Source organism: Streptomyces sp. NPDC090045 (assembly GCF_044747975.1).
Taxonomy (GTDB): domain Bacteria; phylum Actinomycetota; class Actinomycetes; order Streptomycetales; family Streptomycetaceae; genus Streptomyces.
Window position 1 is genome coordinate 139,096 of the sequence record NZ_JBIVFA010000013.1, and the last position, 19,458, is coordinate 158,553.

Sequence of the window (19,458 nt, forward strand, 5' to 3'; positions counted from 1 at the left end):
GGTCGGCCGACCGGTCCACGACGCCCCTTTTTCCGCCCTGCCGAACGACCAGAGGAACACCGTGCCCCTGCCCATGAACCGACGTCTGGCCCTCAGCGCAGCCCTGCTGGCGGTGACGGCCGCGGTGGCTCCCGCCACCAGCGCCCAGGCCGCCCCCGCCCTCTCCCCCGACCTCGAAGGGGTGAGCCAGGCACTGCGCAGCACGACCGCCGCCGGAGCGCCGGGCGCCATGGCCCGCTTCAGCGGCCCCCTCGGTGTCCGGACCAGGACCGAGGGCGTACGCGACAAGACCACGGGATCGGCCATGGACACCCAGGCCCGCTTCCGGATCGGCAGTGTCAGCAAGACCTTCTCCGCCGTCGTGCTGCTGCAGCTGGTGGCCGAGGGGCGGATCGAGCTGGACGCCCCCGTCAACCGCTACCTGCCCGGTCTGCTGCCGGACGACAAGATCACCGTGCGTCATCTGCTCAGCCACCGCAGTGGCCTGGCGGACTACACCGATGCCATGTTCGCGAAGACCGTGCCCGGCTTCGAGTCCGTGCGCAACAAGGTGTTCACCTATCAGGAACTGGTCGACCTCTCCCTGCGCGAACCGCGGACGACCGTGCCCGGCGCGGCGTACAAGTACTCGAACACCAACTTCGTGGTCGTCGGCATGCTCATCGAGAAGGCCACCGGCAACAAGGTGGCCACGGAGTACGAGCGGCGCATCTTCAAGCCGCTGGGGCTGCGCAACACCTCTTACGTGCACCCCACCACGCAGATCAAGGGGCTGCACGCGCGCGGCTACCTCCACCCGGACGAGGCCGGCACGCCCCTGGTCGACTCCACCGAGCAGACGGTGTCGTGGGCCCAGTCCGCCGGGGCGGTGATCTCCAGCGCGGCCGATCTGAACACCTTCACGTCCGCGCTGCTCGGCGGCCGGCTGCTGTCCGCCCCCATGCTCGACGCCATGATCACCGTGACCCCGACCGACACCACGAACACCCGGTTCTACGGGCTCGGCCTGCGCCGCTACGACCTCTCCTGCGGCACGTCGGTCTACGGGCACACGGGTACCGTGCAGGGCTTCTACACGTACGCCTTCTCCACGCGCGACGGCCGGCGCAGCCTCGCCGCCATGGCGAACACCTCGAACAAGGGCTCGGCGAACACCGCCCTCGGCGGAACCCTCGAAGCCGCGTTCTGCGGCAAGCAGCCCGCGAAGGGCACCAAGCGCGGCTTCGGCTTCGCCCCGGCCGAGATGGACCTGCCCGAGCACAACGCGGAGCGCTGACGCGTCCTCCGGGCGTCCTGACCTCTCAGCCGTCACCCGCCGCGTCGTCGCAGGCGGGGCAGACCCGGCCCGCGTACTGGGGGTCGTACCACGCGGAGCCGGGCTGCCCCGGCGGCTGCCACGAGGCCCTCTGCATCGCGAAGGTGTCCCGGCCGCAGAAGGTCCGCGGGCCGGGGACGGCCGTCATGCCGGGGGCGGCCGGCGCCGCGTGCACACGGTGCACGGGCAGCCGGCCGTCCTCTGCCGGTTCGTCGAGCTCGTACACGACGACGAATTCGCTCATACCCCGACGGTAGGCCGCCCGCGGGCGTCCCGCAGGACCGACACCGGCGAACCGGCGGCGTGGGCCGGGTGCACCTCGGTTCACCCCGCGGGAGCGAGCAGCGTGTCGGGCCGCCGGCGCCGTCCGGGTTCGCCATCCTGGGCCGGGGCGCGGTGGCGCAGTGGCCGCCGCCCCTCCCCCACGGCGAAAAGGAGCACGGCATGCCGACGGACGCGATCGGGCGTTTCCTCGCGGCTTTGGACCCCCACCACCGGGAGGCCGTCACCGGCCGGCCGCGCGAGGAGCAGGAGCGGCTCGCGGCCGCCTGGGAGCGGGAGCTGGCCTCGGACGACGAGCTCGACACCCTGGACGAACTGTCTCCTCCCGCCGCCGAGGCCGAGGCGGCCCGCCGCGTCATGGACCGCGAACCCTGACCCCGTTCAACGAGTGGCCGTGACCGCCCCTTTCGGGGCCGGCGCCGCTGCTCCCCGACAACGAGCCGAGGCCTCACGGTATCGGCCACGGGCGCGCTCAGCGCCGCCCCGGTCGGCGTCGCGGTGGTGGCCGGGCTGATCGCCGGCATCCCGGTGGGGCACCTGGCCGACCGCCACGGCCCGCGGGACATCTCCAAAGTCCCGCCTGCCCCGCCCTTCGGGCGGCCGGCGCCACTTGGCGCACACGCCCTAGCGGGTGGCCCCCGGCCCGCCCGACAGCCGCGCCCAGGCCTCCGCGAACATCTCGTGCAGGGGCGCTGTCGGCAGGACGCGGACGAAGGGGGCGCGGATCTCGCTCCGCCACAGCGGGCGCACCAGGTGGGTCTCCAGCTTCGCGGTCTCCATCGGCAGGTGCGGGGCCTTCAGTTCGCTCCACTCGCCGGGCAGGAACAGGGTCCGGCCGGCCCTCGCCCGCTTGGCCTCCACCACCGTGCCGGTGGCGAGGAGTTCGGCGCGGGCCTGGCCGTGCTGCCGGGCCGACCAGCCGTTCCACCGCCGCACGTTCCGGTCGGTGGGCGCGGCCAGGGCCGCCAGCTGGAGGTACAGGGCCGCGGCGTCCGCGCCCGCGCCGATCTGCTGACCCACCCGCTCGACCAGTTCCGGGCAGGACCGGCGGGGGTCCGCCTCGTACGTCCCGGCCGGCAGGGCTCCCGAGCGGGCCCGGAGCATCATCCGCTCCAGCCCGCCACCGGGCAGCAGCGGGGCCACCCGGTCGAGTGCCTCGGCGAGGCCGGTGATCGTGCGCAGCCGCTGCCAGGCCTCGGGGCCGGAAACCGCGGCGGGCCTCAGGAAGGCGGCGCCACCGGGCGTGCACACCACCAGCGGCCCGGAGTCGTACGCGGTCACGGTCACCGGGCCCTCCTCCGCGTAACGGCCCTTCACCACCGGCAGCCGCCCCGGCCCGAACTGCTCGGCGATCGGGGTCGGGCCGTCCTGGACCAGCCCGCCCGGCAGCTCCAGCAGCAGCTCCGGGCGGGCCAGTTCGGCCCGCAGCCGCTCGTACAGGGCCATCGCCCCGGCCACCGCCGGATCGCCGGCGGGCCGGTCCGTCCACGCCCACACCAGCGCGCTCGCGATCCGCCCGAGGGAGAGGCCCACCGGGGTTCCGTAGGGCAGCTCGGGTCCGGCCGGCGGCACGGCCCTGACCTCCACCTTGTTGCCGTACCGGGTCGCCGCCAGCTCCCAGCCGGCCGCTGCCGCCGTCGTGTCCTCGGCGGCCTCGTAGCCGCCCGCCAGCCGCCGGGCCCACACCTCGCAGAGGCCGAGGTCGGCCTCCAGGGCGTCGGCCGCCTCGTCGTGCACCGCGGGCTGCGCCCCGATCAGCTCCCGCCACACCCCGGCCATCCGTTCCACGGCCGCCAGGACCCCGCCCGGCCGCCACAGCTCGGCCGGGTCCTCGGGCAGGGCCGCCGCGAGGACGGCCCGCCGTCCCGCGCCCCCGAGCCGCGCGCGCAGCCGCTCGTACGCCTCGGCAGTCGTCGGGGTCGCCTTGTACGGGGCCTTGCGCGCCAGGGCGCGGTCCTCGTCCCGGCCGGGCCGGCCGACCAGACCGGCCACCACGAGCCGGGCCACGGCCCTTCGTACGCCCGTCAGTTCGGCGAAGCGCGCGGCCGCGGCCTCCGGCAGCGGGACCGGGCCGTGCGCGTCGACCGCCTCGACCAGGGCGCGGAGCCGGGCGGCGTCGTCCCGCTCCACCCGGACGAGCCGGGCCTGCGCGAGCGCCGCCGCCGGTACCGGACCGCCGCCGGCGTCCCCGGTCGCGTCTTCCGCTGCGGGTGCGACGAACCAGCACTGCGAACCGCCGGGCCGCACCGCGGCGGACACCACGGCCGTACCGCCCGCACGCAGCCCGTCCAGGGTCCCCGCGTCGGCGCGGCCCACCCACCACCGGCTGCCCGCGCGGGCGAACGGCTGGTCGGCCCAGGTGTCCAGGAGCGCCAGCAGCGCGGCCCGGTCCGCGTCCGGGGTCGGTTCCACCACGGCCCGCCACGCCGCGGCGTCGACCGCGCCCAGCAGCTGCGACCAGTCGTGCGGCGGCGCCGGCGGGGAGAGCCGCCGCACCTCTTCCACGATCGTCCCGGCCAGGCAGGCGCCGTCGGCGGCCAGCGCGCCCAGCGTCGCCGGCAGGGCCGCGTCCCGGGCCGGTCGCTCCCCCTTGGAGACCAGCCCGAACAGCGCGGGCAGCAGCTCGGTGTCCGGCGCGGACCGGCGGGGCGGGGCCGGCGCGGCCTCGGTGAGCAGGGTGACGCGCCGGTGCAGGGCGCGGCGCCGCTCCTCCACCCGGGCGGCCCGCCCGGCCACCGCCACGACGGCCTCGGCCAACACCGGGTCGGTGACCTCCGGCAACTCCCGGGCCACCGCCGCGCGCAGCGCCGCCGGGCCGTCGAGGGCGGCCGTCAGCAGGGTGTCCGCGGTCTGCCCGCCCACGGTCCGCAGCGCGCGGGACCCGGCCGCGTCCCGGGTCCGCAGCAGGTACCAGAAGGCCGGCGGCAGGGCCACCCCGCCCGACACGGTGACCTGCCGGGCGGGCCTCACCCGCGGGTTCCGGGGCGAGTGGTGTCCGTCCAGTTCCCACAGCAGGACGCCGTCGGCGGCGTAGGCGCGTACGCCCGTCCGGGTCTGCGCCTCGGCGAGGACCACGTCCTCCACCGCGCCCTCCGGCGGGGCCCACAGGGCCCAGGGCTCCTGCCCGGGCCGGTCGATGTCGAAGCGGGCCGTCCGGCCGTCCACGCTCTCCACCAGGTAGTGGTCGGGTGCGTGGTCGCGGTGCCGGGTGCGGAACAGCACCCGGGTCCCGACCAGCCCGTCCCGGCTGCCCAGCGGAGAACCGGCCAGACCGGTGGGCAGCGGCGCCAGCTGCAGCGCCTCCGCGGCCAGGCTCATACCGGTCTCGGACGGCTCCGCGGCCGGATCGTCGCTCGCGGGGCGGCCCGGGAAGTCCGGCAGCGGGCTCGCCCCCTGCCGCTCCCCGGTGACCGGGTCCACCACCTCCCACGGCCGCCGCCCGAAGACGGCGTTGGTCCAGATCCGGGAGCCGTCGCCGAGGAGCAGCTCGTCCCCGTCGATGCCCTCGGTGCCGCCCGGTCGCAATACGAGCGTGCCGCCGTGCCGCCCGCCCCCGTCGGCGGTCTCGAACTGGAAGCCGTAGGCCCCGTCCAGGCTGCCGGCGAACGGCACCAGACCGCTCAGCTGGTCCGGGGTGAACGGCTCCGCGGGGCGGTCGGCCCAGACGGCGGTGTCGCAGTAGTAGGGGCTCTGCTTGAGGGTCCAGCTCACCAGGAATGATCCGCCGACGTAGTGGACGGCGTACATGGTCGCCCCGTCCGGGACGGTGAACCGGCAGGAGCCCCGCACCCCGTCCGGGGCGACGGCGACGGCCCGGTCGCGCCCGAACACCGTCAGCACCGGCCAGGTGCAGGTCACCCCGGACACCCCGGCGACTACCGTCACCTCCGTCGCCTCTGGCAGCCCCCCTTCCGTTCCGTCGGTCCCGGCCTCCGCCGCGAACTGCGCGTACACCGACTCCAGGGCCGGCCAGGCCAGTTCCTCGGGCAGGCCGGCCGTCAGCGAGCGTCGCAGCGCGCCCGCGGCGCCCGCCCCGGCGAGGGCGTCGGCGATCCCGCCGAGCGCCGTCACCGTCGGCCGGTCCAGCAGGGTCTCCAGCTCGGCCACGGCCTCCTCGGCCCCCGCCATGCCGCCGCCCGCGACCGTGTCGACGAGCTTGGCGACCCGCCCGGCCACCTCGTGGGCGATGCCCTCGTTGCCCGGCAGCAGCGTCACCGCGGACCCGGGCCGGCGGTGGTGCGCGGTCGACCAGTGGGGCGTCAGACCCGCGTGTACGGTCCCCTCCAGGCGGGGTCCGAACACCGGGTCGGCGGCGAGCGCGACGAGGTCGCGCCGGGACCGCTCGCCCCAGAACCGCATCCGCGTCTCCGGACCCGGGTCGACGACCGCGGCCCCGGCCGCCAGGCAGGCGTCGAGCACGTCCGCGTCGAAGCCCTGGTAGTGGTGCCGGGTGGTGTGCAGGGTCACCGGGTCGCCCGCGGCCCGCAGCCGCGGTCCCAGCCGGCCCACGAGGTCGAGGAATTCCGCCGGGAGCGGCTGGCGCGCGACGCCTCCGCCGGACTGCGCCGCGTACTGGTACATGCGGACGAAGTTCCCGACCCAGTGGTGCAGTCCGCCTTCCGGCACCACCCGTCCGCTCTCCATCGCCTCGGCCGCGCCGCAGCCGATCAGCATCCGCAGCCACGCCCCGCCGTCGGTGACCCCGTCCGGGAAGACGTCCACCAGCCCGGCCGCGACCGTGTCCGCAGGCCGATGGGCCGTCAGGACCTGCTCCGCGGCGGTCAGCAGCGCGTCCGGCACCGACTTCTTCCGGGTGGCCGACAGGATCGCGCCCACCAGCCGCGCGACCTCCTCGTCCCCGTGCCCGGCCGCCTTCGCGGACGCCCGTACGCGGCGCACCAGATCCGCCGGCAGGTCCGCGGGCGAGCCCGCCCACGCCGTCAGGAACGCGTCCAGGGCCGCGTGCGCCGCGGCGGGCTCCAACGTCTCGGCGAGGAACCGCTGGTGGGCCCCGAACTCCTTCGCGGGCATGGCCCCGCCCGTGGCGAACAGCAGCGCGTTGGCCCGGCGGTAGTCCGGGTCCACCGGCAGCCCGTGCCGGGCCTCGGCCTCCCGCGCCGCGGCGTAGGCCCGCCCGCCGGGGCGGCTCCCGTAACCGATCAGCCGGTGGCCCACGGTGTCCCAGAACCACGGCAGGTGCGCCGGCGGCAGCCGTCGCGCCCGCGCCGCCATCGTGTCGACGAACCGGCCGGGCTTGCCCTGGGAGCGGCCCAGTTCGGCGCGCATGTCCTCGATCACGGCGCTCGCGGTCCCGGCGGCGTCCGGCTCGTGGGCGGCGGCCCAGTCGGCGTAGGTGGTCGAGACGTGGGTACCCGCGGTGGGCAGCAGGGCGGCGAACGAGGCGATCATGCCTGGGATCGTCGCATGCGCCACCGACACCGCCGGCGGCACGGCCCGGGGATCCGATCAAGCCGGGCTGACGCATCATCAGGTCATCTGTCCCGGACTCTTGACTCTGCTGCTGCCAGTGGCGATTCTCGTCCCACCGCTTGTGCGGGCCATGACAAACAAGCCACAGCCGTGCCCTGCGGCCGTGGCCGTCGTGCCCCCGGACGGATCCGGCTCCTCGACCGCGCCATCCACTGACCGAAGACGTGAGTGATGACCATTACCCGACACACGCACCACAGGCGTAGGCCCCTGGCGGTCCTGTCATTGCTCCTCGCCGTGGTGGCCATGGTGCTCGGCCCCGTGCCCAGTTCCTCCGCCGCCGACCCCGGCTGGTGGAACCCGGTCGCCCGGCCCGCACCCGACTCCGAGATCAACGTCACCGGCGAACCCTTCAAGGGGACCGACTCCCAGGGACGCGTCCGGGGCTTCGTCGACGCGCACGACCACCTGATGTCCAACGAGGGCTTCGGCGGCCGTCTCATCTGCGGCAAGCCGTTCTCCGAGCAGGGCGTGGCCGACGCGCTCAAGGACTGCCCCGAGCACTATCCCGACGGCACGCTCGCCATCTTCGACTTCATCACGAAGGGCGGCGACGGCAAGCACGACCCGAACGGCTGGCCGACCTTCAAGGACTGGCCCGCCCACGACTCGCTGACCCACCAGCAGAACTACTACGCCTGGGTCGAACGCGCCTGGCGCGGCGGCCAGCGGGTGCTCGTCAACGACCTCGTCACCAACGGAGTCATCTGCTCGGTCTACTTCTTCAAGGACCGCGGCTGCGACGAGATGACCGCCATCCGTCTGGAGGCGCAGAAGACGTACGACATGCAGGCGTACATCGACAAGATGTACGGCGGCCCGGGCAAGGGCTGGTTCCGGATCGTCACCGACTCCGCGCAGGCCCGCGACGTCGTCAAGCAGGGCAAGCTGGCCGTCGTCCTCGGGGTCGAGACCTCCGAGCCGTTCGGCTGCAAGCAGATCCTGGACATCGCGCAGTGCAGCAAGGAGGACGTCGACCGCGGCCTGGACGAGCTGCACAAGCTGGGCGTGCGCAGCATGTTCCTGTGCCACAAGTTCGACAACGCCCTGTGCGGGGTCCGCTTCGACCAGGGCGCGCTCGGCACGGCGATCAACGTGGGCCAGTTCCTGTCCACCGGCACCTTCTGGCAGACCGAGAAGTGCAAGGGCCCGCAGCACGACAACCCCATCGGTCTCGCGGCGGCTCCCGAAGCGCAGAAGCAGCTCCCGGCGGGCGTGGCGGTCCCCTCGTACGCGGCGGACGCGCAGTGCAACACCCGCGGTCTCACCGAGCTCGGCGAGTACGCGGTGCGCGGCATGATGAAACGCAAGATGATGCTGGAGATCGACCACATGAGCGTCAAGGCCGCCGGCCGGGCCTTCGACATCCTGGAGTCCGAGTCCTACCCGGGCATCATCTCCTCGCACAGCTGGATGGACGACAACTGGACCGAGCGGCTCTACAAGCTCGGCGGGTTCGTCGCCCAGTACATGAACGGGGCCGAGGGCTTCAGCGCGGAGGCCAAGGCCAAGAACGCCCTGCGCGACAAGTACAACGTCGGCTACGGCTACGGCACCGACATGAACGGCGTCGGCGGCTGGCCCGGCCCCCGCGGCGCGGACACCCCCAACCCGGTGCGCTACCCCTTCCGCAGCACCGACGGCGGCGCGGTGATCGACAAGCAGACCACCGGCGTGCGCACCTGGGACCTCAACACCGACGGCGCCTCGCACTACGGTCTGGTCCCGGACTGGATCGAGGACATCCGGATCACCGGCGGCCAGGACGTGGTGGACGACCTGTTCCGGGGCGCCGAGTCCTACCTCACCACCTGGGGCTCGTCCGAGAAGCACAAGGCCGGGGTGAACCTGGCCGCGGGCGCCCCCGCCTCGGCCAGCTCGTCCGAGTGGAACCCGTTCATCAGCTACGCGCCCTCGCGGGCCGTGGACGGGAACACGGGCACCCGCTGGGCGAGCGACTGGAGCGACGACCAGTGGCTCCAGATCGACCTCGGGACGCCGGGTCTGGTCAAGCGCGTCACCCTCGAATGGGAACGCGCCCACGGGAAGTCGTACCGGATCGAGCTCTCGGGCGACGGCACGAACTGGCAGTCCGTGTGGTCCACGACCACCGGTGACGGCGGGCTGGACACGGCGCAGTTCGCCGGCACCCCGGCCCGGTACGTACGCGTCCACGGACTCCAGCGCGGCACCCAGTGGGGGTACTCGCTCTACGAGGTCGGCGTCTACAGCAGCTGACGCCGCCCACGCGGTGCCCTGGTGCCGGGGCCGGCCGGATCCTCACCGATCCGGCCGGCCCCGGCCGTCTTCCCGCCGCCGCACCGAAGCGCCCGTACCGCACCGCCCGTACTCGCACCGCATTGCACAGCAGCACGAACCGAAGGGATCGCCCATGGCACGGATGCCGTCGGCCGACCGGCGCCGGCAGCTGACCGAGGCCGCCATCCGCGCGATGACCCGAGACGGGGTCGCCCGGACGACGACCCGGTCGATATCCGCCGAGGCGGGCGTGTCACTGAGCGTCTTCCACTACTGCTTCGACTCCAAGCAGGCCCTGCTCGAATCCGTCATGGCGGCCATCACCGAGCACAGCATCGCCGTGGTGAAGGAGGCGGTCCAGCCCAGGGCCACCCTCCGCGAGACCGTCCGGGCCGGCTTCCAGGCGTACTGGGACCACGTGTCCGCCCACCCGGGCGAGCACATGCTCACGTACGAACTCACGCAGTACGCCCTGCGCCGGCCCGGCTTCGAGCACCTGGCGCGACGCCAGTACCAGCTGTACGCCGACACCTACGCCGAGCTCATCGAACAGCTCCGTCACCACATGGGCCTCGAACTCCGCGTCCCCGTGACCGTGCTGGCCCGCTATCTGGCCGCCATGACGGACGGGCTGACGCTCAACCACCTCGTGCTCGGCGACGCGACGATCTCCACGGACATCCTCGACACGATCACCGACCACGTGGCGGGCCTCGTCGGCGACGACTGCGCCGGCGGCTTCGGCGACGGGGCCCGGCCGCCCGTCCGGGAGCGCGTCGCACCACCGCGCTCCGCCTGAGGCGGCCGGGTCCCCGGATCAGGCGCCGTCGGCGGTGACCTCGGCGCGGACCTGGCGGGCCGCCTCGACCAGGTTCTCCAGGGAGGCCCTGGTCTCCGGCCAGGCCCGGGTCTTCAGGCCGCAGTCGGGGTTGACCCACAGCCGTTCGGCCGGGATGGCCGCGAGGCCCTTGCGGAGCAGCGCCGACGCCTCGGACACCGAGGGGATCCGCGGCGAGTGGATGTCCCAGACGCCGGGGCCGACCTCGCGCGGGTAGTCGGCGCCCGCGAGCTCGTCGGCGACCTGCATGTGCGAGCGGGCCGCCTCCAGGCTGATGACGTCGGCGTCGAGGGCCTCGATGGCGTCGACGATGTCGCCGAACTCGGCGTAGCACATGTGCGTGTGGATCTGGGTGTCCGGACGGACCCCGGCGGTGGTGAGCCGGAAGGACTCGGTGGCCCACGCCAGGTAGGCGGCGTGGTCGGCGGCGCGCAGCGGGAGGGTCTCCCGCAGCGCCGGTTCGTCCACCTGGATGACGGAGGTGCCCGCCGCCTCCAGGTCGTTCACCTCGTCGCGCAGGGCCAGCGCCACCTGGCGGGCGGTGTCGCCGAGCGGCTGGTCGTCGCGGACGAAGGACCAGGCGAGCATGGTGACGGGGCCGGTGAGCATGCCCTTGACCGGGCGGCCCGTCTGCGCCTGGGCGTACGTGGTCCAGCGCACGGTCATCGGGTCGGGGCGGGAGATGTCGCCGGCCAGGACGGGCGGGCGGACGTAGCGGGTGCCGTAGGACTGGACCCAGCCGTGCTGGGTGGCGAGGTAGCCGGTGAGCTGCTCGGCGAAGTACTGGACCATGTCGTTGCGCTCGGGCTCGCCGTGCACGAGGACGTCGATGCCGGCCTTCTCCTGGAAGGCCAGGACCTCCCGGATCTCGGCCTCGATGCGGTCCTCGTAGCCCGCCGTGTCGATGCGGCCGGCCCGCAGGTCGGCGCGGGCCACGCGCAGTTCGTCGGTCTGCGGGAACGAGCCGATGGTCGTCGTGGGCAGCAGCGGCAGGCCCAGGCGGGCGTGCTGGGCGCTCGCGCGCTCCTCGTACGGCTGGGAGCGGCGGCCGTCGGCGTCGGTGATCGCCGCGGTCCGGGCGCGCACGGCGGGATCGCGGGTGACGGCGGAGTGGGCGCGGGAGGCCAGGTCGGCCCGGTTGGCGGCGAGTTCGGCCGCGATCGCGTCGGTGCCGCCGGAGAGGCCGCGGGCGAGCGTGGCGATCTCCGCGGTCTTCTGCCGGGCGAAGGCGAGCCAGCGCCTGACCTGCGGGTCGACGTCCCGTTCGACGGTGGCGTCCAGCGGGACGTGGAGCAGGGAGCAGGAGGCGGCCACGTCGACCCGGTCGGCGAGGCCCAGGAGGGTACCGAGGGTGGACAGGGACTTCTCGAGGTCGTTGATCCAGATGTTGCGGCCGTTGACGACGCCCGCGACGAGCCGCTTGCCGGGCAGGCCGCCGACGGCGGCGAGGTCGGCGAGGTTCGCGGCGGCGGCATCGGTGAAGTCCAGGGCGAGCCCGTCGACGGGAGCCTTGGCCAGCACCGGCAGGGCCTCGCCGAGCCGGTCGAAGTACGAGGCCACGAGCAGCTTCGGCCGGTCGCCCGGGGCGCCGAGCTCGCGGTACGCGCGGGCGGCGGCGTTCAGTTCGGCGGGGGTGCGGTCCTGCACGAGCGCGGGCTCGTCCAGTTGCACCCACTCGGCTCCGGCCGCGCGCAGGTCGGCCAGGACCCGGGCGTAGACGGGCAGCAGGCGGTCGAGCAGGGTCAGGGGCTCGAAGTCGGCGGCGACACCGGGGGCGGGCTTGGCCAGCAGGAGGTACGTCACGGGCCCGACCAGCACCGGGCGGGCGGTGTGGCCGAGCGCCCGTGCCTCTTCGAGCTCGGCGACCTGCTTCGAGGAGTCCGCCGTGAACACGGTGTCCGGGCCGAGTTCGGGCACCAGGTAGTGGTAGTTGGTGTCGAACCACTTGGTCATCTCCAGCGGCGCCACGTCCTGGGTACCGCGCGCCATGGCGAAGTAGCCGTCGAGGGCGTCGGTCCGCACCGCGGCGCGGTGGCGCTCGGGGACGGCGCCGACCATCACACTGGTGTCCAGCACGTGGTCGTAGTACGAGAAGTCGCCGGTCGGCACTTCGGTGATGCCGGCGTCGGCCAGCTGCTGCCAGTTGGTCCGGCGCAGGTCACGGGCGGTGCCCCGGAGGGCGTCGGCGGTGACGCGGCCCTTCCAGTAGCCCTCGACGGCCTTCTTCAGTTCCCGGCTGCCGCCCTGGCGGGGGTAGCCGTACACGGTGGCCTGTACTGCCGCGGCTGCGGACTCGGTGGTCACGGAACTCTCCTTCGCGAGCGTGTCTCCATGGACCCGGTGACGGGCCTGGGCTGCGAAGGGGTGCCGGAACGGGCGGACCGCCGGATGCGCGTACGCCTGAGGTACGCGCCGGAACGATCCGCCTGAAGCACGCCGACCCGCCCACGAGGTCACCGGGAAACCGGGCGCGGTCGTTCGCGCTCGGGCAACGGGCAGGTCTTCGGACTCGCGGGCACGCCTGCCGGTCTCCCGGCGGGCACCTACTGGCCGTCGCTTCCCAGGACCGGATCCGGTCCCAGTGCGTATGACGGCGGTCGTTCCCGCTCACCGCTGCGGGGCAGTCCCGGATTCCCACCGGGTTCCCTCTTACGACGCACCCCGTCCGGCTGACGGGTGCGAACCAGCTGCCCGGCCAGAGTAGATGGCGTTCGTCGCCAACGGACAGGGTTGTCCAATATCCGGATGGCGCGGCGAGACCGGGACACGGAGGATCCCCGCACCGCCGGGGCGGCGCGGGGATCCGGGGGGGGGAAGGTCAGTACCGGTCCAGCAGGGTGGTCAGGACCTTGTAGAGGACCGATTCCTCATCAGCCACGGCCTCCTCCGAACGCCAGGCCACGAAGCCGTCCGGGCGGACGAGGACCGCCCCGGCCGCGGTCGTGCCGTGCGCCTCGGCCCAGTCGCCGCCGTTCGAAGGGATCAGCTCGGCCTCCGGCCCGTTGCCGATGGCGTAGGCGTCCAGGCGCAGGTTCATCCGTTTGGCGACGGATCGCGCCGCCCCGCTCCACGGCGTGCCCTCGGAGCTGAGCAGGACGAAGGACCGCTCGTAGAGGTCCAGGGTGGACTTCTGCTGCTCCTCCCCCGGGGCGTGGAGCCACATGTGCGGCGCGCGCGTGCCCGGTTCGCCGCACAGACGCATCCGTTCGGGCACGACCGGCTGGTCGGGATCGGTGCCCAGGACCGCCCCCTGGTTGTAGCGGTAGCCCATGGCCACGGACAGGACACCGCCCTGCCGTCCGCCCGGGGCGGGCTCGGACTGGGCCCGGGGGGCGGTCTCGGGGTCGGGCTCGTACCCCGGGTGGCTGTGCTCGACGGACCGGGCCGAGGCGCGCTCGCTCGTCGCCCGCGCCACCGGGAGCCGCTCGGCCTCGTACGTCTCCAGCAGCCCGGGGCCGGCCGCGCCGTCCAGTACGGCCGCGAGCTTCCAGGCCAGGTTGTGCGCGTCCTGGATACCGGTGTTGGAGCCGAACGCCCCGGTGGGGGACATCTCGTGGGCGGAGTCGCCGGCCAGGAAGACCCGGCCGGCCACGTACCGCTGCGCGACCCGCTGGGCGGCGTGCCACGGGGCCTTCCCGGTGATCTCGACGTCCAGGTCGGGTGCGCCGATGGCCCGGCGGATGTGCTCGACGCAGCGCTCGTCTGTGAAGTCCTCCAGGGTCTCGCCGCGGTCGGGGTGCCACGGCGCGTGGAAGACCCACCGCTCGCTGTTGTCCACCGGCAGCAGGGCCCCGTCGGCGTCGGGCTTGGTCAGGTAGCACACGATGAAACGCCGGTCGCCGACCACGTCCGCGAGCATGCGGGAGCGGAAGGTGATGCTCACGTTGTGGAAGAGGTCACCGGGACCGCTCTGGCCGATCCGGAGCCCTTCCCGCACCGGACTGCGCGGCCCGTCGGCGGCGACGAGGTAGTCCGCGCGCACCGTGCTGTGCTCCCCGGTGTCGCGGTTCTTCACGAGGGCGGTCACACCGCCCGGGTCCTGTTCGAAGGAGAGGAGTTCGGTGGAGAACCGCAGGTCGGCCCCGAGCCCGGGGGTCACGGACATCAGGACCGGCTCGATGTCGTTCTGGCTGCACAGGCACCATGCCGACGGGCTGAAACGGGCGAGTGCGCCCCCCGGATCGATCTGCTCGAACAGCCACTCCTGGTCTTCACCGGTCAGGGAGCCGCCTTGCAGGATGCCGTGGTTGTCCGCCAGGACCGAGGCCGCCTCGCGGATCCGGTCCTCGACACAGGCGACGCGGAACAACTCCATGGTCCGTACGTTGATACCGCGTCCTCGCGGGTGCATCGAGGTACCCGCGTGCTTCTCGACCAGCATGTGGCTGATGCCGTGCCGGCCGAGGAAGAGCGAGGTGCACAGGCCCACCAGCGAGCCGCCCACGATGAGGACGGGGACGCGGTGGTCGACGTTTTCCTTCATGGCTCTTCCATGCCCTGTACGAGGGCGCTTCCCTCGCTCGTTCACCCGCTTGGTTCTCTCCTCTCGCGCTGGAGGGATTACGGGACAACGATCGGTTCGGGTGGCGCCGCCCCGTGGCGACCGTGTGGTCTCGAAGGAGTGTGAACGATGACAACCTTGTCGGAACGGATATCCCAGTCCGCCTTCGACGGCTCGAGGCTTCGGGTCGTGCTGCTGCTGGATCTGTACGACGGAGCGCAGAACCAGTTCCTGGAGGTCTACGAGCATCTCCGCAAGCAGGTGTCCTCCGTCCCCGGACACATCCGCGACGAGCTGTGCCAGTCGATCGAGAACCCCTCGCAGTGGCTCATCACCAGCGAGTGGGAGAGCGCACCGCGGTTCCTGGCCTGGGTCAACAGCGAGGAACACGTCGCGTCGGTGCATCCGCTCCACGGCTGCGTACGGGACACGCGCTCGCTGCGTTTCAGCGTGCTGCGGGTGACCGGCGAGGACTCCGTCCCCGTCTCCCTCGCCGACCCGTCCCCCGACTCCGAAGCCGTGTTCGGCCCCGACGCCGCTTCCGCGCACTTCGAGGACCGGCCCGGGGACCGCCTCCGGGTCGCCCCGCGGCGCGGGGACGGCGTGGTCCGCCACGCCCTCACCTTCACCGTGAAGCCGGGCAGCGAACCCGTCGTGGCGGAACTGCTCGCCGGGTACACCTCCCCGCAGGCTCGGGTCGACGAGAACACCCGGCTGCGGCGCACCTCGCTCTTCATGCACGGCAACCGGGTCGTACGGGCGGTCGAGGTGGAGGGCGACCTCCTCGCGGCGTTGCGCCACGTGGCCCTGCAGCCCGAGGTGCAGGCCCTGGAGGAGGCCATCAACCCGTATCTGGAACAGGACCGGGACCTCAGCGACCCGGGATCCGCCCGGATGTTCTTCACCCGTGCGGCGCTCCCCGCGGTGCACCATGTGGCGGGCGCCGGCCGCGAGCACGCGGACGTCCGGCGGCACGCGCTCTTCTACCCCGCCAAGAACGGGTGCGGCATGGCACTCGCCGAGCTGCTCGCCGGCCAGGACGAGGCGGCCGTGGACGACCCGGCCAACCCGATCGAGGCCAGCACCCTGTTCCAGCGCGACGACATCGTCGTCCGGCTCCTCGACATGCGGGGCCCGCTCGACGCCCGGCCGGCCCTGACGCTCGGCGTCGAGGGCGGCCACAAGGCGGCCGTGCTGGCCCGGCTGCTCGACAGCGCCAAGGACGGCGTCCCCACCACCGACCCGGAGATCGCACACTTCCTCGCGCGCTCTGAAATGCGCCTGATCACCGACCGGCGTACGCCGGACCAAGCCTGAGGAGAAGGCCGTCATGACCCCTCGACTGACCATGGAAGAACTGGCCGCCCTGATGAAGAAGGGGGCCGGCGTGAACGTCGACCCCGCGGCCATGGCGAGCCGCCCCGACTCGGGCTTCGACGAGTGGGGGCTCGACTCCCTCGGTCTCCTCGGCATCGTCGGCGAGCTGGAGAACCGGCACAGCCGGCCCCTGCCCGCCGACGCGGACCGGTGCAAGTCGCCGCGCGAGTTCCTGGACCTCGTCAACAACGCCCTGGCGACCAAGGCCTGACGCGTTCGGACGGACGGGCACCGCCCGTCCGTCGTGCCGACGCCCCCGAGACCGGCTCGTCCCGCCGGTCTCGGGGCGTTGTGGCGCGCGGGGGACCCGGAATCACTCGGGCACGGTGCACTCGAACGCGTGCAGGTACGGGTTGACCGGACGGATCTCGCCGATCACCAGCCCCGCGTCCCGCATCCGGGTGCAGAGGCTCTCCTTGGTGTGCTTCGCTCCGCCCACGTTGAGGAGCAGCAGCAGGTCCATGGCCGTGGTGAACTTCATCGACGGGGTGTCGTCGACCAGGTTCTCGATGATGACGACCCTGGCTCCGGGGCGGGCCACGGAGACGACGTTGTGCAGGGTCCGGCGGGTGCTCTCGTCGTCCCATTCCAGGATGTTCTTGATGATGTACATGTCGGCCTCGACCGGGATGGCCTCGCGGCAGTCCCCGGGAACGATGCCGGTCCGCTCGGCGAGCGGACCGCCGTCCCGCAGCCGGGGATCCGCCTTCGCCACCACGCCCGGCAGGTCGAGCAGGACGCCGCGCACCGTCGGGTGCTTCTCCAGCAGGCTCGCCAGTACGTGGCCCTGGCCGCCGCCGATGTCGGCGACCACGGAGACCCCGGTGAGGTCCAGGAGCTCCGCGACGTCCAGCGCCGACTGCATGCTGGAGGTGGTCATTGCCCGGTTGAACACGTGGGCCGACTCGTGCGCGTCCTCGTGCAGGTACTGGAAGAACCCCTTGCCGTAGAGGTCCTGGAAGACGCTCCCGCCGGAGCGCACGGCGTCGTCGAGGCGCGGCCAGGCCTGCCAGGTCCAGGGTTCCGTGCACCACAGGGAGATGTAGCGCAGGCTCTGCGGATCGTCCTCGCGCAGCAGCCGGGACATCTCCGTGTGGACGAACTTCCCGTCCTCGGTCTCCTCGAAGATCCCGTAGCAGGCCAGGGTGCGGAGCAGCCGTTCCAGTGGCCGGGCCTCGGAGTTCACCGCCGCCGCGAGCTCGGCGGCGGTGGCGGGCTCCGACCCGAGGGCGTCGGCCACGCCGAGGCGGGCGGCGGCCCGTACGGCAGCGGCGCAGGCCGCCCCGAAGACGAGCTCCCGCAGGCGCATGCCCGGCTGGGGGGTGTGCGGGGGTACGGGAACGGTGGCCGGGGTGGGGGTGGAACTTACCGTGGTCATACGGCCTCGATTCTTCTGATGAGGTGGAGCACGGTCAGCACATTCCGGCCGGTACGGAGGTCCCGCACCGGTTGCCTACGAACCGGTTGCCCGAGCCGGTCCCCTGGTTGGCCATGTCGGCCGGCTGGTTGTCCCGCACCACGTTGTCCTGGATGACGTTGTCGGTGTTCGTCGCGCCCACGAAGCTCTTGAACAGCAGGATTCCGCCGGACAGGGGGGAGGCGCCGACGTTGCCGCGGATGGAGTTCCCCCGTACGACCGTCTCCTCGGCCCCGGTGAGGACGATGCCGACGCCCTGGATGTCGGGGAGGCGGCTGTTGCCCTTGCAGAACTTGTTGTTCTCGTGGATCCGGTTGCCGCGGATGGTCATGGCTCCGGCACCCGGCTCTCCCTCGTCGCCGACGACGAACACGCCGCCGCAGTTGCCGGTGAGGAGGTTGCCGCTGACGGAGAGGTTCCTGACGCGCCTGACCGTGACTCCGATCCGGTTCCCGGTCAGCGTGTTGCGCCGGACCACCGCGCCCAGGGTGTCGGTGGCACCGCCCTCCCGCGCGACGGTGTTGGCGATGAAGATTCCCGACTCGGCGTTGTCGCGGGCGGTGTTGCCGCGGAACACCCCGCGGGTGGACCGCTCCTGGGCGATGCCCCAGGTGCCGTTCTTCTCGGAGATCACCCGCTCGACGCTGAGCCGGTCGGTGTAGGAGGCCCAGATGCCGTTGCGCTTGAAGCCCGAGACGGTCAGCGAGCGGATCCTCACCCCCTCCACGCTCTGCTCCGGCGTCCCCATGACGCAGATCCCGGTGTCGGCCTGCGAGCAGGCGGTGGCCTCGCTCAGGGGGGCCGCCGGTGCGCTCTGCGCGGCCCGCGTGTCCCCGTCCTCTTCGTCGGACGACGAGTCGGGTGTCGTGGGTACTGCGGGTACCACAGGTACCACAGGTACCACAGGTGCCACAGGGGTTGCGGGTGCCGCAGGCACTGCGGGTGCTGCGGGTGCTGCCGGCGCTGCGGGTGCCGCCGGCGCGGCCTGGGTGATCGGCGGCTTGATCACCGTGCGGGCGCCGAACCCCCGCAGGGTCAGCCGCTTCGTGATCAGCACGTTCTCGTAGTAGGTGCCGGGCATCACGGTGATGATGTCGCCCGGTCGGGCGGCGTTCACCGCGTCCTGGATCGAGTCGCCCGGGTGTACTCGCCGTCCGGCCGCGGCGGCGGGTGGCGCGGCCACGCCGAGCCCTGCGGCCATGACGACTGCGATGCACATGAGGGACTTGATTTGTCGGTTCGTCACGATGCAGAAGTTATGGGCGATGAGGGCGATTCGCCACATTGGGTAAGCGGATGGATACATGCCGTGGGCAAACGGCGCAATTTGACCTCCGGAGGAGTGGATCGCGGGACGCGCCGCGACGGCCCTTCCGCCGTCGCGCCGTGACGCCTCGTCACCCGGAGCCGGGGACGCGACGCGCGCCGTTGCCCTCGGCCCCTCGACCGGGCTGGTCGCAGGGGGTTTCCCGGGGGATCCGGCAAGGGGCAACGGGCAACCCGTCGACCGCCGCCCCCGGCGGGGGCAGGCTGAAGCCGTCCGCAGGAGACGAGAACCACCAGGAGAAATCATGCGCAAGATGTTCCGCGGCGCCGCCGCCCTCGCGACCGCCGCCACCGCCGTCCTCGCGCTCAGCGGTTCGGTCGAGGCCAAGCCGGTCGACGCGTGGGCCGGATGCCCGGAGGGGGCGGTCTGCATCTACCCTCAGAACCAGAACCCGGCCGTCAAGCCGACGCACGTCTTCTACTCGTACGGGGCCCACAATCTGAGCAACCAGTTCGGGAACCACTGGGTGCTCAACAATCAGTACGGCGGTGCGACCGCAAACCTGTGCACCGGCTCCAACGGCGCGGGCTGCGGCAGCCCCATCGCCGCCAAGACCGGTGTCTACGCCGACCTCACGCCGATCAACTCGATCCGTCTCAACCGGTAGCACCCCCGCGGCAAGGGCTTCCGGAGCCGCCGCGCGGGCGGCTCC

13 protein-coding genes and 1 riboswitch are annotated in these 19,458 nt (G+C 73.0%); of the genes, 7 read left to right on the forward strand and 6 right to left on the reverse strand.

Annotated features, from left to right (window positions below; genetic code table 11):
* The first annotated feature begins 73 nt into the window (after positions 1 to 73).
* Positions 74 to 1,276, forward strand: a complete 1,203-nt coding sequence (locus tag ACIPYQ_RS29775) for a serine hydrolase domain-containing protein (RefSeq protein ID WP_401256888.1) — start codon at positions 74 to 76, stop codon at positions 1,274 to 1,276.
* 25 nt (positions 1,277 to 1,301) lie between these two features.
* Here ACIPYQ_RS29775 and ACIPYQ_RS29780 read toward each other — a convergent pair whose 3' ends face one another.
* Positions 1,302 to 1,559, reverse strand: a complete 258-nt coding sequence (locus tag ACIPYQ_RS29780; protein WP_401256890.1) for a hypothetical protein — start codon at positions 1,557 to 1,559, stop codon at positions 1,302 to 1,304.
* 200 nt (positions 1,560 to 1,759) lie between these two features.
* Here ACIPYQ_RS29780 and ACIPYQ_RS29785 point away from each other — a divergent pair, with 200 nt between their 5' ends.
* Positions 1,760 to 1,972 (forward strand): hypothetical protein, encoded by a 213-nt coding sequence (locus ACIPYQ_RS29785; protein ID WP_361765664.1) that lies wholly within the window; start codon positions 1,760 to 1,762, stop codon positions 1,970 to 1,972.
* Positions 1,973 to 2,221: 249 nt separating this feature from the next.
* Here ACIPYQ_RS29785 and ACIPYQ_RS29790 read toward each other — a convergent pair whose 3' ends face one another.
* The gene (locus ACIPYQ_RS29790) at positions 2,222 to 7,006 is read right to left on the reverse strand and encodes a hypothetical protein (protein WP_401256892.1); all 4,785 of its coding nucleotides are present in this window, start codon (positions 7,004 to 7,006) and stop codon (positions 2,222 to 2,224) included.
* A gap of 252 nt (positions 7,007 to 7,258) precedes the next feature.
* Between ACIPYQ_RS29790 and ACIPYQ_RS29795 the strand changes: the two genes are divergently transcribed.
* On the forward strand, positions 7,259 to 9,325 hold the full coding sequence (locus ACIPYQ_RS29795; protein ID WP_362235755.1) for a discoidin domain-containing protein: 2,067 nt from the start codon (positions 7,259 to 7,261) through the stop codon (positions 9,323 to 9,325).
* A gap of 154 nt (positions 9,326 to 9,479) precedes the next feature.
* Positions 9,480 to 10,145 carry a TetR/AcrR family transcriptional regulator gene (locus tag ACIPYQ_RS29800; RefSeq protein WP_401256894.1) on the forward strand — a complete coding sequence of 222 codons (666 nt, stop codon included), beginning with the start codon at positions 9,480 to 9,482 and terminating at the stop codon, positions 10,143 to 10,145.
* 18 nt (positions 10,146 to 10,163) lie between these two features.
* Here ACIPYQ_RS29800 and metE read toward each other — a convergent pair whose 3' ends face one another.
* Entirely contained in the window at positions 10,164 to 12,488 is a 2,325-nt protein-coding gene (gene metE / locus ACIPYQ_RS29805) for a 5-methyltetrahydropteroyltriglutamate--homocysteine S-methyltransferase (RefSeq protein ID WP_401256896.1), read from the reverse strand.
* A 172-nt stretch (positions 12,489 to 12,660) separates the two neighbouring features.
* Positions 12,661 to 12,887, reverse strand: a riboswitch (cobalamin riboswitch).
* A gap of 115 nt (positions 12,888 to 13,002) precedes the next feature.
* Positions 13,003 to 14,667 carry an FAD-dependent oxidoreductase gene (locus ACIPYQ_RS29810; RefSeq protein ID WP_401256898.1) on the reverse strand — a complete coding sequence of 555 codons (1,665 nt, stop codon included), beginning with the start codon at positions 14,665 to 14,667 and terminating at the stop codon, positions 13,003 to 13,005.
* 147 nt (positions 14,668 to 14,814) lie between these two features.
* On the opposite strand from ACIPYQ_RS29810, the gene ACIPYQ_RS29815 reads away from it, so the two are divergent.
* Positions 14,815 to 16,002: a SchA/CurD-like domain-containing protein gene (locus ACIPYQ_RS29815; protein WP_401256900.1), complete on the forward strand. Its 1,188-nt coding sequence runs from the start codon at positions 14,815 to 14,817 to the stop codon at positions 16,000 to 16,002.
* A 13-nt stretch (positions 16,003 to 16,015) separates the two neighbouring features.
* Positions 16,016 to 16,273, forward strand: a complete 258-nt coding sequence (locus ACIPYQ_RS29820; protein ID WP_361765685.1) for an acyl carrier protein — start codon at positions 16,016 to 16,018, stop codon at positions 16,271 to 16,273.
* Between the two features lie 102 nt (positions 16,274 to 16,375).
* Here ACIPYQ_RS29820 and ACIPYQ_RS29825 read toward each other — a convergent pair whose 3' ends face one another.
* Together ACIPYQ_RS29825 and ACIPYQ_RS29830 are read right to left on the reverse strand one after the other, a co-directional pair.
* On the reverse strand, positions 16,376 to 17,440 hold the full coding sequence (locus ACIPYQ_RS29825) for a methyltransferase (protein WP_401256902.1): 1,065 nt from the start codon (positions 17,438 to 17,440) through the stop codon (positions 16,376 to 16,378).
* Between the two features lie 34 nt (positions 17,441 to 17,474).
* On the reverse strand, positions 17,475 to 18,698 hold the full coding sequence (locus ACIPYQ_RS29830) for a nitrous oxide reductase family maturation protein NosD (protein WP_401257091.1): 1,224 nt from the start codon (positions 18,696 to 18,698) through the stop codon (positions 17,475 to 17,477).
* Between the two features lie 352 nt (positions 18,699 to 19,050).
* Between ACIPYQ_RS29830 and ACIPYQ_RS29835 the strand changes: the two genes are divergently transcribed.
* Entirely contained in the window at positions 19,051 to 19,413 is a 363-nt protein-coding gene (locus tag ACIPYQ_RS29835; protein WP_361765693.1) for a hypothetical protein, read from the forward strand.
* Positions 19,414 to 19,458 lie beyond the last annotated feature (45 nt).